Raw genomic sequence first — 20,795 nt, 5'->3', positions numbered from 1 at the left:
CGGATAGGGTTTTTTGTTTTATAATAGTTTTAAAAATTACTATAAAAAAATAGAACTTCATTTATGCTGTCAGGGCATATCATTGACTAAACCGTTTTTAAACTCTTTTTCTCTCATTAAAAAATCTAGAGCGTAAAGTTTGGTTGAGAAAGTAACTTGACTAAACTAAATGATCTATGAAATATAAATTTCAAAAGAATTTCGGCATTTTAATTTATTTAAGAATGAATATTTGAAACTCTCTAAAAAAATAAAACTTAAAACGCATTTTAAATAAAATTTTGTACATTTGAAATTGTAATCATTTAAAAATCAGTATTTTATTTTCTTATTGATTACTTCTTCTCTTAATCTCAGCCGTAGAAAAAATCAAATACAAAGGTTCGTTAGTTTATAATTATGAGTTAAAACAACAGATTAACTAATTTTTAGCGAGATGAAATTAGCTTTATTTAAAACCGTATTCAGTAATTATTGGAGTTATAATCTAAATAGTTACAACGAGGTTTCGGCCGATTCTATTCCATTTTTCAATGTTGTTATGGAAATTATCATAACTAAAAAGGACACAAATGCCAGCGTATGATGACCAAGAGTGGCCTTTAAGACTTTGCCGCGTAAAAGAAGCTTGGGACCTCATACTTCCTAGTCACGGACAAGGCAAGGCAAAAGGAGAAGGAATTGTTATTTTGCACCCTGATACTGGCTGGACAGAACATCCTGAATTATTAAAAGGAAGTCGATATCTAAACTCTGATTATAAGATTAGTAGAAATTTTTTGGTATCTACACCTACGACCGATGATAGTTATTGGGCAATACCTGATTCAGATTGGAGATGGGATTTTAGAATACAGCGTCCGACCGACAAATTAGCCAAAGATATTTTAGATCACGGTTTAAATGGGGGGTTGCATCCGAGTCATGGGACAGGAACAGCTGGGTTAATGCTTAGTGAAGAAGGACATCCAAATCCAGCTCCTCCAGCTTCTCCCATATTTCCTGCTTATACTGTTCCTCAAGCAAATTTTATAACAGGTATTGCTCCTCTTGTTAAAGTAATTCCTTGTAGGATATGCAGATCTGTAATATTAGGTATCGATACAACTTGGAAAGTAAATACATTTACTGCTCTAGCTCAGGCGATTTATCATGGTATAAGTTTAGTAGATCAAAATATAGGTGTAATTTCTATTAGTTTAGGAGGTGTTTTTAAACCTAATTTTTTAACCGATGCTTTAAAAGCGGCTAGACAAAATGGAATAATTGTAATTGCTGCCGCTGGACAATTTGCAGGAGATTTGCATGGAGTAGTCTCACCCATATTCCCAGGGAATAGTCCTCATACTTTATGTGTTGCGGGTTGTTATGAAGACTTAAGTCAACCTAAAGAAGGTTTTTATGGAATAGAAGTAGATATTACAACTCCAGGCTGGGCTGTAACGGTAGCTAGAACAAAAGGGCCTCCTCCCAATTTTATTATTGATCCAAAAAGCAACGGAACATCTTATTCAACAGCATTAACTGCTGGAGCCTGCGCTCTTTGGCAAGCTTATCATAATAGAGATCTATTAATAAAAAAATATGGACGTCCTTTTTTACTTGACGCATTTCGTTATGTTTTAGCCAATACAGTAGAAAAGCCTGCAGGTTGGGATAATATAAATCGTGGAATGGGAGTACTTAATGTTGAGAAATTATTGAGTTTGCCACTTCCTTCAGTTGCTACAGTTGAACTCGTGGCAAATTCAAATGATTGGCCTAGCACAGAGTGGGGCGATTCTTCAAAATGGGGTAGAGTATGACAAAAAAGGATATATTAGAAGAAATTACATGGTTCTCCCAGCCATTATTTGAAGCCTCCTCTTCACCAGATTCGCTTGCTGTATTTTTTAGGGAATTTGGTTATAATATCAATAGTTCGGATATAGCAAATCTTTTAAACAGTATAAAATCACTTACTAATACTGTTGCAGCTCTTCTTGATGATGATCCTAATACAAATGCTGCATTTGATCCTAAAGATTTAATAACATTATTTAAAAGTTTAAAATCACTTTCAGAGGATAATAATTTTAGAGATTATTTTTCTGATGATTTTTTTATAGAAATAATTGATTATTTGATTATTAGGTATTTGTCTAATAAGTTGCCAATAGTGTATGCAATATTTTTTGCTTTAGGATTGATTGAAAAAGAGGTTGATACAACTCGAGATTTTAATTATGAGAAGAAAAGTTTGCATTGGGATAGAATTTCAGATTTTATCTCAGACAATTCTCAATGGGCAAAAGAAGTGTATGGATGGAGAGGCAATCCGATAAATCTTAATGAAAAGAAATTTGATTTTAATAGACTTTTAGAAGTACTTAATCTCTTTATATCGGCTACAGGTTTGTCTCTTTATTTTATTAGGAAAATTGAATTACCCGAATTAAATAACTACATAAAAAACATATCAGTTAATGAAGATTATTTTGAAGGAGTTATTCCTATTTTTCAATCTCATTTTCAAAGTATTAATTTTAATGAAAATCCCTCGTTTGCTAATGAGGCGGGTTTAAAAGTCATACCTTATGGGGATTACAATAATATTGAAAATTTAGGTTTTGCTATAACTCCTTATGTAAAGGGCTCGGCAAGCGGTGGAAAGCAACTAACTCAAAGGCTTTTATTAAATATAACTATTTCGGCGGAAGCAACTGGAGGTATCTTTATTACAATTAATCCTTCGGGAGTATCAAATAACACTGGTGGTAATATTAATGCAGGAGTAAAATTTGAGTTTATTTACGGAGAAAACAATAAGCAAATTCAGTTATTAAAAATAGGAGATTCGACTAAAGTAGAATTTTCTAAATTTAAGTTTGCTGTAAGCGGAAATATTAAAGGTGAATTTAGTATTGCTGCTGGGTTGGATAATTTGGTTGCAACGATTGATTTGTCAAATGATGCATTTCTTAGTAATTTAATTAGGGAGCCAATAACTATTAACGCTGGAAATTTACTATTGGGTTGGAATAATAAAGGTGGTGTTTTCTTTGAAGGAGGAAATAATTTAGCGGTACAAATTGCAACACATATTGAATTAGGCCCGATTAATATTTCAAGAATTGGATTTCAACTTGAATTTCTAGAAAAGAACAAATTTACTTTAGATGTAACTGGAGGTTTAAACCTTGGTGTTATTAGTGCAACAGTAGAGGAATTTGGGATTAGTGTTGAGTTAGTAAAACGAGCAAATGGTTTTTTTGGAACTCACGACCTTGCGTTTGGCTTCAAACCTCCTAAAGGCCTTGGGCTTTCTATTAATGCTGGAGCAGTTATTGGTGGAGGTTATTTATTCTTTGATTTTGAAAAAGAAGAGTATGCAGGTGTTATGGAGCTAACCATTGCAGGATTTATTTCAGCAAAAGCTATTGGTTTAATCACAACTAAAATGCCAGATGGCAGTAAAGGTTTTTCAATGCTCGTCATCATTACTGCAGAGTTTTTTCCTCCTTTTCAATTGGGTTATGGTTTCACATTAAATGCAGTTGGTGGTCTCTTAGGATTAAATAGAACAATGCTTGTGGATCCGTTGCGTAATGCAGTGAGAACCGGCGCTGTAAATAGTATTATGTTTCCTCAAAATGTAATAGCTAATGCGCCAAGGATAATAAGTGATCTTAAAGCGATTTTCCCGACATATAAAGATAAATTCCTAATTGGACCAATGGCTAAAATTGGTTGGGGAACCCCGACTTTAATCTCTCTTTCGCTGGGGATTATTATAGAAATACCTGGTAATATTGCAATATTAGGGGTTCTTAAAGTTGTATTGCCAACTGATGTCGCACCAATAGTAAAAATACAAGTCTTGTTTGTTGGAATTATAGATTTTGATAAAAAAATGCTAAGTTTTGACGCAAGCTTATATGAGTCTTCTATTCTTACAATGACTTTGGAAGGAGATATGGCGGTACGATTGAAATGGGGAGATAATCCAGATTTTCTATTGACTGTTGGTGGTTTTCATCCTTCTTACACACCTCCGCCACTCTCATTGCCTACCATGAGAAGACTGAGTCTGAATATCCTAAATACAGATATAGCATTAATACGTGTAGAGTGTTATCAAGCTGTAACTTCCAATACAGTTCAGTTTGGAGCAAAAGCCGAAATTATATTTGATTTAAGTGTATGTTCTATTCAAGGATATATAGGTTTTGATGCATTGTTTCAATTCAACCCTTTTTATTTTATAATAGAAGTTTCTGCATGCTTCAAATTAAGTGCTGCAGGCATGGATATATTAAGTGTTAGAGTGAGAATGTCACTAGAAGGGCCAACGCCTTGGCGAGCTAGAGGCACAGGAAGTGTGTCTATATTATTCTTTGAGATTTCGGCTGACTTTGATGTGACTTGGGGCGACCCAACCAATACAACTCTTCCTGAAATTGCAATATATCAAAAGTTTATAGACGATTTGCAAAAAAGAGAATATTGGAATACTTTACTTTCTAATAGCAAGAACTTGCTGGTAACGTTGCGGAATATAGAAAAAGCTACAACAGAGCAGTTGGTGCTACATCCTGCCGGTTCACTAGTGGTACAGCAAAAAATGTTGCCTTTACAAGTAAAAATTGATAAAGTTGGCAGTCAGAAAGTAAGCGATGTGCAAAAGATAACCATAAAAAGAGCCAGTAGCTCAGGTATTGAACTTAAAATATCTGATGTGAATGAAGATTTTGCACGCGCACAATATCAAAATTTAAGTGATGCGGAAAAATTATCTAAACCCTCATTCGAAAAAATGCCTGGAGGAGTGCAAATTTCTTTAGGAGGATTAACTATTAAGAATGGAAAGTTTGTTAGAAAAATTGTGGAATATGAAATAACTATTGTAGATAAAGAGCCAGTAAAACCATTAAGAAAAGGGAAATTATTTTCGCAAATAGGGTTATTGTTTGAACATTTCCTTAAAGGTAATAGCGTATCTAAATCAGTACTATCAAAAAACTATTCAGAAAAATTGCAGCCTTTTACAGAAAAGTTAAATGTAAATGAAGAAAGTTATGTAGTAGCATTTCAGGATAGTAATAAGGCACACACACACAATTCAACTTTTGCTACCGAAATGATGGCCCAAACCTATATGGAGGAGCAGGTTGCAAAACAGCCTAGTCTTAAAAAAGAGTTGCACATTATTCCTAATTATGAATTACAAGAGTCATGAGTGATAAATTAGCAAATTATTCTTTCCTGCCTTGGCTGAGACAAGGGCTGGCTAACAATATTCTCAAAGGAGATAATGAGTCTTCTGTTTTATTACGAGCTTCCATAAAGGTGACATTAGAACTTGATGCTGTAAAAGTAGATGGAAAAACATCTGATAACAGAGTGATGCCAGAAAAAGAGATTCAACTATATGGTCCTGGCGATATTGTAGGTATTGAAAGCAAAGCAATTGTAAAAACGGAACCACGAAATAATATTGCTAATTTTGAACCAAATTATTTGCCTTACATTGAATTTTATGAAGAAGATTTTCCTTGGCGATATACACCAGCTAGACCGACGTTAGATAGACTGCGGCCATGGTTAACTCTTGTTGTACTTAAAGAAGATGAATTTGAGGATGGAAAAAATGTAATAGATAAACCGTTGCCCTTCTTTAAAATGAAGGAAGGAAAAACAACATCAACAATATTTCCAAAATCAAGTGAATTATGGGCTTGGGCACATGTTCATGTTAATACTGATTTGTCGAATGGTGCGGCTCCAAACGCTGCAGATTCAGAAGTGATAAATTCAGGAATTACAAATGTAATTAATACAAAACCAGATAGTGCATATTCAAGAATAATATGTCCTCGTAAATTAGAAGTTAATACGTCATATCATGCTTTCCTAATACCTACGTTTGAAAGTGGTAGATTGGCTGGTCTTGGAAGAGATATTCCAGATGTGCTAGTTGCAACAAAATGTGGATGGGATGATACAAGCAGTATCGAATTTCCATATTATTATCGCTGGGGATTTAAAACGGGCACTGTAGGTGATTTTGAATATCTGGTAAATCTTTTGCAACCTAAACCTGCAGATAAAAGTGTAGGTGTGAGAGATATAGATGTGGTGCATCCAGGTTCTAATCTTCCTCTAATAAATGATACAGAATTAAATAATGTTTTAAAACTCGGAGGAGCGCTTAGAGTACCATTTGATTCATTGAAACAAGAAGATAAAGAGGATGTAAAAAAATACGATCAATGGGATGAAAATCCCTATCCGCATCCTTTTACAAAAGGAATGGCGAAGAAAATAAATCTTGCAGATGATTATGCTAATGCAGCTAAAAATATTGAACAGATTAATTTTGAAGCAGGTATTCTAAAAGAAAGCGATTCTGGGAGTGGAGATCCTGATCCGGTAATTTCATCACCTCTATATGGTAGCTGGCATGCATTACAGCAAAGATTATTAAAAGATTACAATAGTGTTGATCTACCAAATAATAAAAATTGGATTCATGAATTAAATCTTGATCCTCGCTTTAGAATAGCTTCTGGTCTAGGGACAAAAGTTATTCAAAAAAATCAAGAAGAATATATGCAGGCGGCTTGGGAACAGGTTGGTAAAGTCGTAGAAGCTAATAATAAGATAAGATTTGCGCAACTTGCCGCAGAGGTATCTTCTAAATATTATAAAAAACATCTCATATCACTCATTACAGAAAGAGCCTTTGTGTTTAGTGCACCAGTTCATAAAAGAATAATTTATAAAAACCTTACAGCGCATAAACATATTATAGAAAGTGTAATACCTCATGCAGTTATTTCTGGAACTTTCAGAAGTATTACTAGACCAAGAGGTAGAGCAATGAAAAAGCTTAATTTTAATGAACAAATTACTTCCCATAATTTAATTGATAGAATAAATGATGGAGAAGTAATCATAGTGCCTCCAAAAGTTGATCCTCAAGGAGCTATTAATCTTACTGATGTCGCAGGGGCGGCTGCGCCAAAAGATATTCCTCCGTCAATAGTTAGCTTGTTGAAAAAACATAACTGGTTTAAATATCTTTTATTACTACTACTGCTGGTTTTGTTTCTACTAGTAATTTTGTTTAAGTCAACAATTATAGGTGTATTATTTGTAGCATTTGGGGTATTGCTGGCATGGCTATTTAATAAATTGAATAAATGGGAAAAAGAGCTGAAAAAAGCAGATGCAGTTACTCAAGACAGCCAAACAGTTGAAGCGGTTGACGGATATCCAAAGAGCCCAGATTTTGTAATAACAATGCCAGGCACAAGTATAACACCATCAATAGGTAGTACAGAAAGCGAAGAAAGCTTAAGGTTTAAAGATGCACTAAAAGATGTATTCGCCATTGTTAATATAAAATTTGAAGATTCTGTTAGAACCAAAGTCGATTTAACGGCAATAACAAACACTATAGTTCAGTCGCTCGATCCTTTAGTTACTATTCCTAAAAGAGTCTACAGCGGTATTTCTATACCTGCACATATAGCCGCTAATTTGGTAGAAACTTTTAAACCAGTAATGGTTTATCCCGAAATTGATTTACCAATGTATGATCCTCTGGTAAAATTATCTTCAGAATTATTTCTGCCTAATATTAATTTGATTGAGCAAAACAGTATAACACTTTTAGAAAACAACCAAAAGTTCATTGAATCTTATATGGTGGGCTTAAATCATGAAATGTCTCGTGAGTTATTGTGGAGGGAATATCCCACAGATCAACGTGGTTCTTATTTTAGACAATTTTGGGATGTCAAAAGTTTTCTACCCTCACAGCCTGTAGCAGATAACATAAAGGAACAATTAAGAGATATTCCTAAGATACACGAATGGTCTAAAAATAATACCGGAAAAGTATTTCCTTCTCAAGTAGATTCTCCGTTAAAAAATGAGCTTGGACAGCATAACCAAAGAGCATTAGTAAGCGGTAAAACACAGTTAGTATTAGTAATTCGCGGAGAGCTTTTAAAAAAATACCCGACAGCAGTAGTTTATGCTCACAAAGCAGATTGGGGACCAGATCAAACTATAGAGGCAGGAGAACCAGCACCATCACCAAGAAATGTTAAGAACGAAAGGGTTTTTGCAAAACTTACAGAAAGTGAAGAAAAAAATCCACCTGCAACAATAATTAAAACCCCTCTTTTTGAAGCAAAAGTTGATCCCGATATCTATTTCATAGGTTTCGATTTAGATGACGAAGAAGCTAGAGGCAAATTAAACCCAACATCGTTGACTGATGATCCTGGATGGTTTTTTGTAATTAAAGAAGTGCCAGGAGAGGCAAGGTTTGGTTTGGATATTGAAAAAGCAAAAAAAGAAGCAACCAATAATAGAGTGATAAACTGGAATAATCTTTCTTGGAAAAATATTGAAACTATAGACGGAAACTGTATCGAAATTAACAAAACAGTAGTAGCCGATGCTGGTGAGCCAGATGCAACTAAAAGAATATACAATGCAAATATCGATCAGGAAAATAAACCCAATCCTGAAGATGTGCAAGCAAAATGGAGCCCAGATACAAACTCGGCAGAATTAGCATATATACTTTATCAGGTTCCTGTATTGGTAGGTGTGCACGCAAGTAGAATGTTACCAAAATAATTTTATACTCATGAGCGAATTAGGAAATATTCAGGACGAACGTCATAACAATCGCAATCAGGCGCTTAAGATAGATTTGGATCTACAGAAGACAAAAGCGAAATTGGATAAATTAAATGCTCTCGAAAAAGAGGAGTTAAAAGGTCTTAATGAACAAGAGCGCGAAGAAAAAATAAAAAGTAATGAAGAACAAAGAAAGTCATTAGTAGAAGAAATTGAAAAAATTACAATTTCAAAACAAACTTTAAAAAATAATTTTGAGAATCTCGCAGGAGGATTTTTAGCTCAGCTTGACCCAGTAAAAAAAATAGGAGAGCTAAATGACAATATTCCTATATTGATGTTTCCGCTTCGTTTAGAAACAAGATTCAAGTCAACAGGAAACCAGAAACAATTATGGTTACGGGTTTATCCTGACGATTGTAATATTAATGGTAAAGAAGATATTCTTTCTGAATCGGAATTAAAGAATGCTAAATCTTTTTGGATAGAGATGTGGAAAGCAGGTGGAATTGTAGAGGAGGAGAAGGCCGCTTGGAGAAGTTTAGTTAGTAGTCATGGTACAGGTCGCTCTGCATGGATTATCAAAGAATTTAAACCAACAAATGAAAAACTGCTAAAGCCTAGCGCTGATTATAAATTTTTTATTGTGAACACACAATTAGTGTTAAGTGCTGTGCAAAAAAATGAGGCTGTTAAATATTGGAGAGCGGTCTACAAGGCAAAAGGTAATACTTTAGAAATTGAAACGGCAAATAATAACCTCGTCATTGCAACAGATGCATCAATAGCGAAACTAATTCAAGAAAATTATATTCCAATAAATATTTCAGATGAAATTTCATCAGATCAGGATATTGATAAAATAGTAATCTCAGAAATAGTGTTTCCAGATTATACCGCTAAACAAAGTTCGTGGACCCAATCTGCAAAAACCATCGCACTGCCAGATAAATTTGTAGTAACACTCTATAATGGGAGTACTAAAAAAACAATACTGTTTGATAATCCAGTAAAAGAAAATCTAGCAGTAAGTGTTGATCCTTCTTTAAACGGTACAGATCAATTAACTAAAGACGCTAATAATGATTTGATTTTAAATGAAGAGTTAAGTTGGATGGTAGATTTTGAAAAAGCGTTGCAGGTTGGAATGGCAATAAAAATAGACCTAACAACAACAGAAGCAGAAAAAGGTTTTGAAAAACTATTTGTAACAGGTATAAGTTTTACTTCTAATGAAAAAGACGGCCAGTTACAATTGCAAAAACTAATTACGAACCATTTTTACAGTAAAAATGGTTTTGAACTTTTAAAACAAGGAACTGCAACGAATAATACAGAAGATCTTCCTGCTGGATATACTTGGAGTGACGACGGAAATGAAAGCTATGAAGCTTTATTTAGTGGCAAAGAAAGCTTTAATATCGAAGATGACCTGGACAAAAAATCAGATGGAGAAAAACTAGCAGATTGTTTGGGTATCGATTCGGATATCTTAAAAGTTGTTAATAATGCCAATGGCAAAGACCAGTTAGAAGCTTATGCCATGAATACAGCATTGTTTCCTGCAACATTGGGTTATTTTATGGAAGAGATGATGGATCCGTTATTTAATGATCGGGATATAGATGCCACTAAAGCTTTCTTTTCAGGATTTGTTTCGGGAAGAGGTCCAATACCAGCCATTAGAATAGGAAAACAACCTTATGGGATTCTTCCAATATCAGTATATTCAAAATTAAATTTTTTAAAGTCAAGTGATATCCAATCATCGTCCTCATCTTCATCAGTAAGGAAAAATTTTCTAAGTCAGCTTCATGCTTTAATCATGAAAATGGATAAAACTTGGGACTCTCTAAAGCCAAATGTTGCATATTTAGGAAAAGCTGGAGATGCTCACCAGATATTAATGGATGTACTGGGTTTGCACGCCAATTCGATAGAATTTCATCAACGATATGCGCAAACTTTAAATCAGCTATACAATCAGCTTACTTTGCAATATGGTCCAATATGGGGAGATTATATCGCTGAATTTATTAAGCAAAGAGGTGCTATGATAATCAATCAATTAGGGATTAGTTTAGAAGACGAAAAATTACCAATACTTGAAAAATACTTTTTAAGCAAACCTAATTTATTGAAGGGACCTTTTATTGATGATGTTCCCGATTCAGAAACAGAACCAATAAGAACCTATACTTCAAATAGTTTAAATTACATTGAATGGCTTATAAAATCAACTCCAGATCAAATACGTACAGAAAATTTTGGAGGTAATCCAGCGCCAAATGCATTATTATATCTGCTGTTAAAACATTCATTAATGCAAGTGCAATCAACAGTAGGAGCAAAGTTTTTAATTGCAAATAATATTATATCAAGCAAGAAACTTTTTCATGATCCAGATTTTATTCATATAGAAAAAAATGGTACCGGAAAAAGTAAGTTTGAACATTTGTACAACGCCTTTCCATCAATCACTGGAGATAGTAAATTAAATCTTGTTGATTATATTTATAAGTCCGATGTGTTAAAGCAAATGGATGAAACTCAACATTTGAGAGAAACGCTAGATGCATTAAAGGTATTAGAACAAACGCCTACAGCAAGATTAGAACGTTTGCTAGCAGAACATTTGGATTGCTGCAATTATCGAATAGATGCATGGAAGACAGGATTAGTCCAGTATAAACTTATGGAACTAAGGGCGAAAAAAGAAGCAAACAATCCAGACGGAAAGGGTATTTATTTAGGTGCTTATGGATGGCTGCTTGATCTGAAACCAGAAGAAAAAGTATTTACAGATGAAATACTATCAGATGACTTAGAAGAGATATTTAATAAAGGAAATTTTAAAGCATTACAGTCTGACAGTAAAAATTTAGGATATATTCATGCTCCATCTTTGAATCACGCCGCTACAGCTGCTATTCTTAGAAACGCTTATGATAGTAACAAAAATGCAAGCAATGAGAATCCTTTCGCTATTAATCTTACCTCAGATAGAGTAAGAGTAGCAACGAGTTTTTTAGAAGGCATGCGCAATGGGCAAAGCTTAGGAGCTTTATTAGGATATCATTTTGAGCGAGGTCTTCACGATAAATACAGTGCTGGATTAGGAGAGGCCAGTAAATTTATTTATCCACTTAGAAAAGCATTTCCATTGGTGGCTGATAATTTAAAAGATACAAAATCCAAACCAGATGAAATTCAAGAAGTAAAAGAAGCAAACAATGTTCTGGACGGACTTAAATTCATAAATTATGTAAAAGATGCAACTGTCAAAGTATATCCATATGCTTTATCTGCAAATCTTAATTTACCAGTTGCAGATGCAACCCAAGCAAAAAATATAAAAGACGAGTTAGATCGAATCATTGACATTAGTGACGCTATCTCTGATCTTATAATGGCAGAACAGGTTTACCAAGTAGTGCAAGGTAACTTTGAAAGAGCATCAGGAAATGCTGAAGCAATTAGCAAAGGCACTTATCCGCCAGATATTGATATTATAAATACTCCAAGAAGTGGAGTTGCTCTTACTAACCGAATGACCATTCAATTTGATGCCAATGCTACTTCACTAGCAACTGATGGTGCTAGAAGTAAAGCAGAACCTGCAATAAATAAATGGCTGAAAAGTATTTTACCAGAACCGGATAAAATTCTATGTAATGTATCCTATAGTAATCCAATAGAAACAGAAATCCCTATTACTGTTTCTCAAAAAGACTTAGGTTTAGAAGCCATTGATTTGTTGTATGTTTTAAATGGAGATACCGAACAAGCTATGACAGAGCTGGATGATAGGATTATGAATTTTGTACGTTACAAAAAATCAAAACATGCAAAAACAGAAATAACAATAAATTACACTACTCCAGTAAATACGATCAATAAATCAAATGTATCTTTCTTTGAGTTGTCTGCACTCATAAAAAGTTTGCGAAAGATACTAATAGGAGCAAAATTCATTAGTCCGGCAGAAGTAATAATGCCTAAAGAAACCATGTCTATAGTCTCCATTTTGGATGATAAAAAGTTAAAAGATACTGTTGTGAAATTAATGGATGACGATTTACAGCCAATTAAAAATGCGATTGAGATTAAAATAGCAGCTGTCAAATCTATTGAAAATATTTCAGATCAATTAAAAACAGATATTGGTACTGCAATTAGCGATTCTATGACATTAGAAACGATTAAAATGCAGTTGCAAAACGACTTAAAAGAGTATTTGACGAATCCTGTTTTAGACAATAAAAATGCAATTCTAACCAATTTCGAAAATAGTATTAGCGGAATTGTTACACCAATTGAGGCTATCAACTTAAAAGACAAGTACGAGCAATATTTGTTGGGTTATGCAGCAGATTTTTCCTTTTTGGATGCTTTTGTTGAAGATGCAGTAGAGCAGTTTCTTAATGCGGCAAAATTAGATAATATTCAAACTGGTACAGGCTTTATTTATAGTAGTGTTGCGGCAGTATATGATAAGTTATTTAGTAAGATAAACGCCATAATAGAGCGATGGAATGATAAAATAAATGACTTAAATCTGATCATGACAGCATATGCAGGAGCAACTACTGATGAGGAAAGAATTGATCTCTTAAAAAAAGCGGAGATGAAAATATCTTCGACTCTTACATTTCCTGTAACAACTACAACTAATTATAAAGCAATATATGATGTGAAAAAAATAAATTTTGATGCCTTTTATTTGGAATTGAAATTATTGCAATCTAATCCGAAGCCGAAAGTCATAGATTTTATAATAGATGTAACCAATACAATGAAAAAGTTGAGTGATTTTGATGTAATTCTATTTGATACCGTTAATGGAAGGAATGATTGCAAAGAAGAAATACTGGAACTAGCACTATTAAAAGAAGGAATTGTATCTGCTATGAAGAATCTACAAAAGTACATTTCTGAAAAAATTACCAATTGTACAGAATTGATTAAAGAAGCAGATGATACTGTAGTAAATGCTAATAAAATTGAAATATTGCTTAAGGCTGCGAAAAAAATATTGGGTGAAGAAGCTTTGTTGTTGCCTCGCTTTGTATTAAACACTTTTGCAGGTACTGAATTTGAGAATGCCGTTAATGATAGCGATACTCTTTTATCTTATGTTAAAACACTTGAATCAAGATTGTTTCCTATAGAAGATTGGCTAGGAGGAACATCAAGAGTAAGAGAAAAAGTGCATCATTGGGAAAATATCGGTTTTTTGGTTAGCTCATTTAAACCTGAAATAGAATTAGATCTTACGCCAACTCAATTTCCTTATCAAGTAAACGACCGTTGGCTTGCAATGAAATTTAGAGACGAGAATAATCCAGCAGAAAAAGATGCCAATGGCAAATACATTTTCAATATTAATAATGATAAATTATTATATACATCCCATTTTGCAACCGCATTTGATAAAACACAACCACAATGTGGTATTTTGATAGATGAATGGATCGAGTTGATTCCTGGTGGTGAAGAAACAACAGGAATTGCATTTCATTACGATCAGCCCAATAGTGAGCCGCCACAAACTATGCTTCTTGTAACCCCACCAGAATTTACAGGAAAATGGAAATGGAGTGACATTATAGAATCGATGGAAGAGACATTAGAAATGGCTAAAAAACGAGCAGTAGAACCTGTTCAGATTGAAAATACAAGCTATGCGCAGTTTTTACCAACTACAATGATGGCAGTTACAATGCAGTATATAACTGCTGCTACAAACCTTTCTGTTAATAATAATATCTATAAAATAATTAATAATGAAAGTTAATCAAATCACAGATATTAATCATGCACTTGCTCAAAGATTATATTCTACAGTAGTAATGTGGAATAGACTCGAAGGACGTCCAAGAACACATAATTTTGACAAAGCCTTAAAAGCAGAAGTGAGAGATGCATTATGGATGCTTACTAAGCAATGGCAAATGGGTGAGTTCAAAGCAAATGATGCAGGTTCTCCAGTATTTGCAAAAATCCATATTACGAGCTCAAACCTGCAAAAATATAAAGCAGCTGATCATTCCTTGCAAGATTTTGACAAAAATATTCCGCTTGAAGTAAAAGTAGAGCAAAAAAAAATACCTTTTGTTCGCGATGGAAAAAAGATAAGTTTAGATATTCGTCTTCAATTAGGAAAATATTGGCTGAAGTTATTGAAGTTAAAATCGCCAGCTTATTATGATGTTTTTCTTGAAAAATTTCAGTTTGTATTGCCTCAAAACAATCGTGATTCGGCATATATTTATGCGCACAAAGAAGTCTGGCAGCAATACTCAGCAATTAATGGCCGAGCAATGGATGGTTATGCTTTATACGATCAAATTACAAAAGGAATACCTGCGTCAGATGGGATCGTAATTCTTGCACTAGGTGATGAAACAAAATTAGATCAGTTAGGTGAAGATTTTAAAGATTGGTATCGTAAACTCTATTTTCAGCCAATTGATGAAAATCAAAACGCATGGTTGCCTGAGAAATTTGAATATCAGTTTGAATGCAATTCTACAACAGAAGCAACAGTAAAAACAATACAAGCAAAAGAGTATTATCAAGGACATCCGGAGTGGTATGTTTTTGATATTGAAGAAAAAACAGGAGTAAATACGCCTGTTCTGTTAAATAAATTTTCAGATACATTTATTCCCTCTCACGTAGCTTTTGACGGAATGCCTAATACAAGATGGTGGCAATTTGAAGACAGTAAGACAAGTTTTGGAGATGTAAATCCAGCAACAACAGATCTCTCCAAACTCTTATTAATAGAATTTGGATTAGTGTTTGCCAATGATTGGTTTGTAGTGCCATATGTTTTGCCAATAGGTTCATTAGCTAATATAGAAGGCCTTACGGTTAAAAATAATTTTGGAGAAACAACATGGATTAAGCCTACAGAAAAAATTGGTGAAGAAAAAAATATATGGAGTATGTTTAAGCTAAATTCTGTAAAACAAGACAATACCCTTTTTCTTTCGCCTACGGCATTGAAGGTACACGAAAGTGATCCTGTAGAAGAAGTAGTTTTAATAAGAGATGAAATGGCTAATATGGTCTGGGGTGTCGAAACAATTGTTTCTTCAGCAATAGGTGTTGGCGGAAAAGCAAATGAAGCGGCATTACGTATAAGACAATTTCATGAAAATATTGTACAGCAAGATCTTAATCCGTTAAATATTCCTTATGCGGCAAAAATTAGCTATCAAGCAATGACCGACGTACCTGAAAATTGGATACCATTTGTTCCAGTACACAAAAAAAATGAGAGTAGAGAGATTCAGCTTCAGCGAGCCTCGATGCTTAGAGTCATTCAAGGGGATAAAAATATTCCTGAAAAGGTTAAACCACAATCAAGTATATTGAGAGAAGGTCTTGAGGATCTGCCTTTCAGTTCGGCTTATTATATTCATGAAGAAGAAGTGCCTAGAGCGGGCGTTAAAATTTCGCAATCATTTCAGCGTACACGTTGGCTCAATGGTGAAGTATTTGTCTGGCTGGGTATGAAAAAGAAAACGGGAAAAGGTGAGGGTAGTAGCGGTTTATCATTTGACCAAATTAGAGAAGTGGAGACCTAATGAAACTTCTTGTTCTAAGATTAAAATAGCATCGTACGGAATAAAAATTTTACTAAAAAAAACGAGTCAAATAATGATTTGACTCGTTTTTTACTTTTTGAAGTGTTCATATCGAGGATTCAGACTCAATTTTTAACTTTTAAGTATGATTAATAAATTAACGAAAATAAAAAAACTTCCGAGTCTGTGCCCGAAAATTCGAACGTAACAGACAGGGAAGTAAATGTTTATAAAAATAAAAGGATTCTTTTTATTAAATTTATATAATTAAAATTCGATATTACAAAATTGCTGCTTATTTAGAAAAGCATGATTTATCTATAACGAGTAGTGCTATAAGTAATTAAGGATATAAAAAAAGACTTGCATAGATTTTATCTATTCTGTAAGAATTATTTATGATTCACAGCTGTATTTTTCTTTTTCATTAGTTAGTAATTTAGTAAAAAATAAAATTTTAAACTTATGGATAATCAATCAAATGACATCAGTAAATGCCCATTTCACAATGGGAGCATGGACAAACAAGCTGCTTCAGGAACGAAAAATCGTGACTGGTGGCCAAAGCAGTTAAAAGTAAATATTCTGAGACAGAATTCGTTATTGTCAAATCCGTTAGATAAGGATTTTAATTATGCTGAAGCTTTTAAAAGTCTCGATATTGAGGCAGTAAAGAAAGATTTACATGCTCTTATGACTGATTCACAAGATTGGTGGCCTGCAGATTTTGGTCACTATGGAGGTCTTTTCATACGAATGGCGTGGCATAGTGCAGGTACTTATAGAGTACATGATGGACGAGGCGGAGCAGGAGCAGGACAGCAGAGGTTTGCTCCTCTTAACAGCTGGCCTGATAATGTGAGTCTTGATAAGGCAAGAAGATTGCTTTGGCCAATAAAACAAAAATATGGACAAAAGATTTCGTGGGCCGATTTGTTAATCTTAACTGGTAACGTTGCACTAGAATCAATGGGTTTTAAAACATTTGGTTTTGCAGGAGGACGTGCTGATGTTTGGGAAGCAGATGAATCTGTTTACTGGGGATCTGAAACTACATGGTTAGGTGGCGATGAGCGTTATAAAGATGGTTCTGAAGGCGTTCCAAAAGATCATGGAGTAGTTTCATCAGATGATGATGCAGATGGAAACATTCATAGTAGAAATCTTGAAAAACCTCTTGCAGCAGTGCAGATGGGACTTATATATGTAAATCCTGAAGGACCAGATGGAAATCCAGACCCGATTGCGGCTGCTAAAGACATCAGAGATACTTTTGGGCGTATGGCAATGAATGATGAAGAAACAGTAGCATTAATTGCTGGCGGACATACTTTTGGTAAAACTCACGGAGCTGCTTCATCAGATCATGTTGGGGCAGAGCCTGAAGCAGCTGGTTTAGAATTACAGGGACTAGGGTGGAAAAATAGTTTTGGCTCAGGAAAAGGCAGTGACGCGATTACAAGTGGACTTGAAGTTACTTGGACAACAACACCAACACAATGGAGCAATAACTTTTTTGAAAATTTATTTGCTTATGAATGGGAACTTTCTAAAAGTCCTGCAGGTGCGCATCAATGGGTAGCAAAAAATGCGGAGGCAATTATTCCAGATGCATTTGATGCTAACAAAAAGCACTTGCCAACAATGCTTACTACAGATTTATCATTAAGATTAGATCCTGCTTATGAGAAAATATCTCGTCGCTTTCTAGAAAATCCTGATGAGTTTGCTGATGCTTTTGCTCGAGCATGGTTTAAATTGACGCACCGCGATATGGGACCGCGTACTTTATATCTAGGATCTGAAGTGCCATCAGAAGAACTTTTGTGGCAAGACCCTATTCCTGCGGTAAATCACACACTAATAAACGATGAGGATATAGCACAGCTAAAAGAGAAAGTTTTAAACTCAGGATTAAGCATATCACAATTGGTTTCTACAGCTTGGGCTTCTGCCTCTACTTTTAGAGGTTCTGATAAACGCGGAGGAGCTAATGGTGGACGTATAAGACTCGCACCGCAGAAAGATTGGGAAGTAAACAATCCAACTGCTCTTAAAGTGGTTTTAGATAAATTAGAGGCTATTCAAAAAGATTTTAATGAAGCAAATGGCGACAAAAAAGTTTCACTGGCTGATTTAATAGTTCTTGCTGGTAGTGCAGCAGTTGAAAAGGCGGCTAAAGATGCAGGAACTTCAGCTAAAGTACCTTTCTCACCTGGACGTATGGATGCATCTGCAGAACAGACAGATGTTGAATCTTTTGGATATTTAGAACCAAAAGCAGATGGGTTTAGAAATTACAGAAAAACAAAATCTTCTGTTTTAACAGAAGAGCTTCTTATAGATAAGGCAAATCTTTTAACTCTTACCGCACCAGAATTAACAGTGCTTTTAGGCGGACTTCGTGTTTTGGATATTAATGCTGACGAAAGTAAAAATGGTGTGTTTACCAATAGACCTGGTTATTTGACAAATGACTTTTTTGTTAATTTACTAGATATGAACACACAATGGCAATCTGTTTCAAATGATAAAGAACTTTATACAGGAAACGACAGAAGTTCAGGACAACCAAAATGGATAGGAACACGTGCCGATCTTGTTTTTGGTTCAAATTCAGAATTGAGAGCGATAGCAGAAGTTTACGCTGCTGCGGATGCTCATGAGAAATTTGTAAATGATTTTATCGCAGTATGGACTAAAGTAATGAATCTAGACAGATTTGACTTAAGAAAATAATGCAACTGAGAAGGATAGTAAACTAAAAAGACGCCCTTGTGGCGTCTTTTTTTTATTAACTTTTAAGAACGCGGTTTAGACAAATTTCTATCGTACATTACAATAGTTCCTGCAACAGCCACATTTAAACTTTTTTCAGATTTAAATTTTACTAAATGATGGCATTTATCCATAACTTTTTTAGATAAACCATGATCTTCTGCGCCCAATATATAAACACAACGTCTAGGATGTTCAAAAGTTTCTAAATCAGAGGCTTTTTCAGATAATTCAACCCCAACTAATCGGGCTCCTTTTGGTAAATTTTCAAAAAAAGCTTCAAAAGTATCATAGTGGAAGTAAGGAATTGCTTTTACAGCATCATGCGTATCACAAGCCTGTTTAGCATATCGATTGCCTATAGTAAATATGAAAGTTGCGCCTAAGTTTTGAGCTGATCGCCACAAAACACCTAAGTTTTCAGGCGTTTTACCATTTTGTATTCCTATACCGAAATATTCATTTATAAAGTTGTCATTCATATGGCAAAAATACAAAGTGTAAGTACATAAATCAATATTTTATTGAGATCAAAAGAGTGTGTGGTCTGTAAAGATTGTTTCAAATCGCAAAATGAAACCTAAAAAGACACATTATTATATTTAAATTTATGGTAATGGTATATTTTTATAAGAGTAAAGAAATCGATTGTTGAAATCGTTCGGCAATATTTTACTCAACTGTTATTTTTATTAGAAATTATATGGAAGCAAACGAGCAAGAATTAACTGGACTAAACTTTAATGAGGTGGCCGAATCTAGAAAAGAATTCGGGACTAATCAGTATCATTATAAGAAAGAGAATAGAATTTTAGCTTTTTTTAAAAATGTTTTTGCAGAACCAATGATTCTGTTGCTGCTTGCCGCTTCCGGAATTTACTTTATTAATAGACAGTATAGCGATGGATTTTTTCTTTTAGTTTCTATATTGTTGATTGCTGCAATTTCACTTTATCAGGAAAAAAGAAGTCAGAATGCTTTGGCAAAATTAAAAGAATTTATAGAGCCTTTGTGTACAGTTATTCGTGATGGAAAATACCAGAACATTAAAACGCAAGATATTGTTGTTGGAGACTTGGTAGTAATTGAAGAAGGCGCTTTGGTTCCGGCTGATGGAATAATTATACAATCCAATGATTTTTCAGTAAATGAAGCAATACTAACTGGCGAATCAATGGCTGTTTTTAAAGATAGTAATCAAGAAGATAATAAGGTTTTTTCTGGAACTATTACAGCCAGCGGATTAGCCATAGTTAAAGTAACCGAAATTGGAAATGACACAAGATTAGGCAAAATAGGAAGCAGTTTAGAATCTATAGATACAGAAAAAACACCATTAGAAATACAGATTGGGAATTTTGTAAAAAAAATGATTTTTACTGGTGCTTTCGTATTCATTTTAGTATGGATTTTGAACTACTTGCGAGTGGGGAATGTGCTCCAAAGTCTTCTATTGGCACTAACACTTGCAATGAGTATTCTGCCAGAAGAAATTCCAGTTGCTTTTGCCACATTTATGGCGCTTGGAGCTCGCAGACTTATGAAAATCGGGATTGTTGTAAAACAGATGAAAACAGTAGAAACATTAGGAAGTGCTACAGTAATCTGTACAGATAAAACTGGAACAATTACCCAAAATAAAATGGATTTGGCTGGACTTTATCTGCCATCTGGGATAGAGGCTGGAATTAATACATTCAAAGATATAAAAGAAACAGAAGAACTTCTTACGACTGCTATGTGGGCAAGCGAGCCAATTCCTTTTGATCCTATGGAAAT

Annotated in this window: 8 protein-coding genes; 7 read left to right on the top strand and 1 reads right to left on the bottom strand. The window is 34.2% G+C overall.

All coding sequences use genetic code 11. The features are described 5' to 3' along the window. Window positions 1–572 precede the first annotated feature (572 nt). The 6 genes from B3J44_RS18050 (at window position 573) to katG (ending at window position 18,977) form a co-directional block, all read left to right on the top strand. Window positions 573–1,805 (top strand): S8 family peptidase, encoded by a 1,233-nt coding sequence (locus B3J44_RS18050; protein WP_286970145.1) that lies wholly within the window; start codon window positions 573–575, stop codon window positions 1,803–1,805. Further along, window positions 1,802–5,218 carry a DUF6603 domain-containing protein gene (locus tag B3J44_RS18045; RefSeq protein WP_286970144.1) on the top strand — a complete coding sequence of 1,139 codons (3,417 nt, stop codon included), beginning with the start codon at window positions 1,802–1,804 and terminating at the stop codon, window positions 5,216–5,218. Before B3J44_RS18050 ends, B3J44_RS18045 begins: the two co-directional genes overlap by 4 nt. Beyond that, window positions 5,215–8,637: a hypothetical protein gene (locus B3J44_RS18040; RefSeq protein ID WP_286970142.1), complete on the top strand. Its 3,423-nt coding sequence runs from the start codon at window positions 5,215–5,217 to the stop codon at window positions 8,635–8,637. The genes B3J44_RS18045 and B3J44_RS18040 overlap by 4 nt, the downstream gene beginning before the upstream one ends. 10 nt (window positions 8,638–8,647) lie before the next feature. Further along, on the top strand, window positions 8,648–14,437 hold the full coding sequence (locus B3J44_RS18035) for a hypothetical protein (protein WP_286970140.1): 5,790 nt from the start codon (window positions 8,648–8,650) through the stop codon (window positions 14,435–14,437). Then, window positions 14,427–16,238, top strand: a complete 1,812-nt coding sequence (locus tag B3J44_RS18030; RefSeq protein ID WP_286970138.1) for a hypothetical protein — start codon at window positions 14,427–14,429, stop codon at window positions 16,236–16,238. Before B3J44_RS18035 ends, B3J44_RS18030 begins: the two co-directional genes overlap by 11 nt. A 465-nt stretch (window positions 16,239–16,703) precedes the next feature. Beyond that, a complete protein-coding gene (gene katG, locus B3J44_RS18025) occupies window positions 16,704–18,977 on the top strand; it encodes a catalase/peroxidase HPI (protein ID WP_286970134.1) in 2,274 nt (757 codons plus the stop codon). A 62-nt stretch (window positions 18,978–19,039) separates the two neighbouring features. Here the strand turns inward: katG and B3J44_RS18020 are convergent, their stop codons facing one another. Next, complete coding sequence (locus B3J44_RS18020; protein WP_198858494.1) at window positions 19,040–19,498, bottom strand: RNA methyltransferase; 459 nt, start codon at window positions 19,496–19,498, stop codon at window positions 19,040–19,042. Window positions 19,499–19,719: 221 nt separating this feature from the next. Here B3J44_RS18020 and B3J44_RS18015 point away from each other — a divergent pair. After that, a partial coding sequence (locus tag B3J44_RS18015) for an HAD-IC family P-type ATPase (RefSeq protein ID WP_286970132.1) occupies window positions 19,720–20,795 on the top strand: 1,076 nt, incomplete at its 3' end.

This window comes from Flavobacterium sp. UBA4854 (assembly GCF_002399805.1).
Lineage (GTDB): Bacteria > Bacteroidota > Bacteroidia > Flavobacteriales > Flavobacteriaceae > Flavobacterium > Flavobacterium ginsengisoli.
This window is presented reverse-complemented; position numbering and strand designations above follow the sequence as displayed.

Bases quoted from the DNA above. Each gene is read 5' to 3' on its own strand.
- B3J44_RS18045 (WP_286970144.1), top strand. From the start codon at position 1,802: ATGACAAAAAAGGATATATTAGAAGAAATTACATGGTTCTCCCAGCCA.
- B3J44_RS18040 (WP_286970142.1), top strand. From the start codon at position 5,215: ATGAGTGATAAATTAGCAAATTATTCTTTCCTGCCTTGGCTGAGACAA.
- B3J44_RS18035 (WP_286970140.1), top strand. From the start codon at position 8,648: ATGAGCGAATTAGGAAATATTCAGGACGAACGTCATAACAATCGCAAT.
- B3J44_RS18020 (WP_198858494.1), bottom strand. From the start codon at position 19,498: ATGAATGACAACTTTATAAATGAATATTTCGGTATAGGAATACAAAAT.
- B3J44_RS18050 (WP_286970145.1), top strand. From the start codon at position 573: ATGCCAGCGTATGATGACCAAGAGTGGCCTTTAAGACTTTGCCGCGTA.
- B3J44_RS18030 (WP_286970138.1), top strand. From the start codon at position 14,427: ATGAAAGTTAATCAAATCACAGATATTAATCATGCACTTGCTCAAAGA.
- katG (WP_286970134.1), top strand. From the start codon at position 16,704: ATGGATAATCAATCAAATGACATCAGTAAATGCCCATTTCACAATGGG.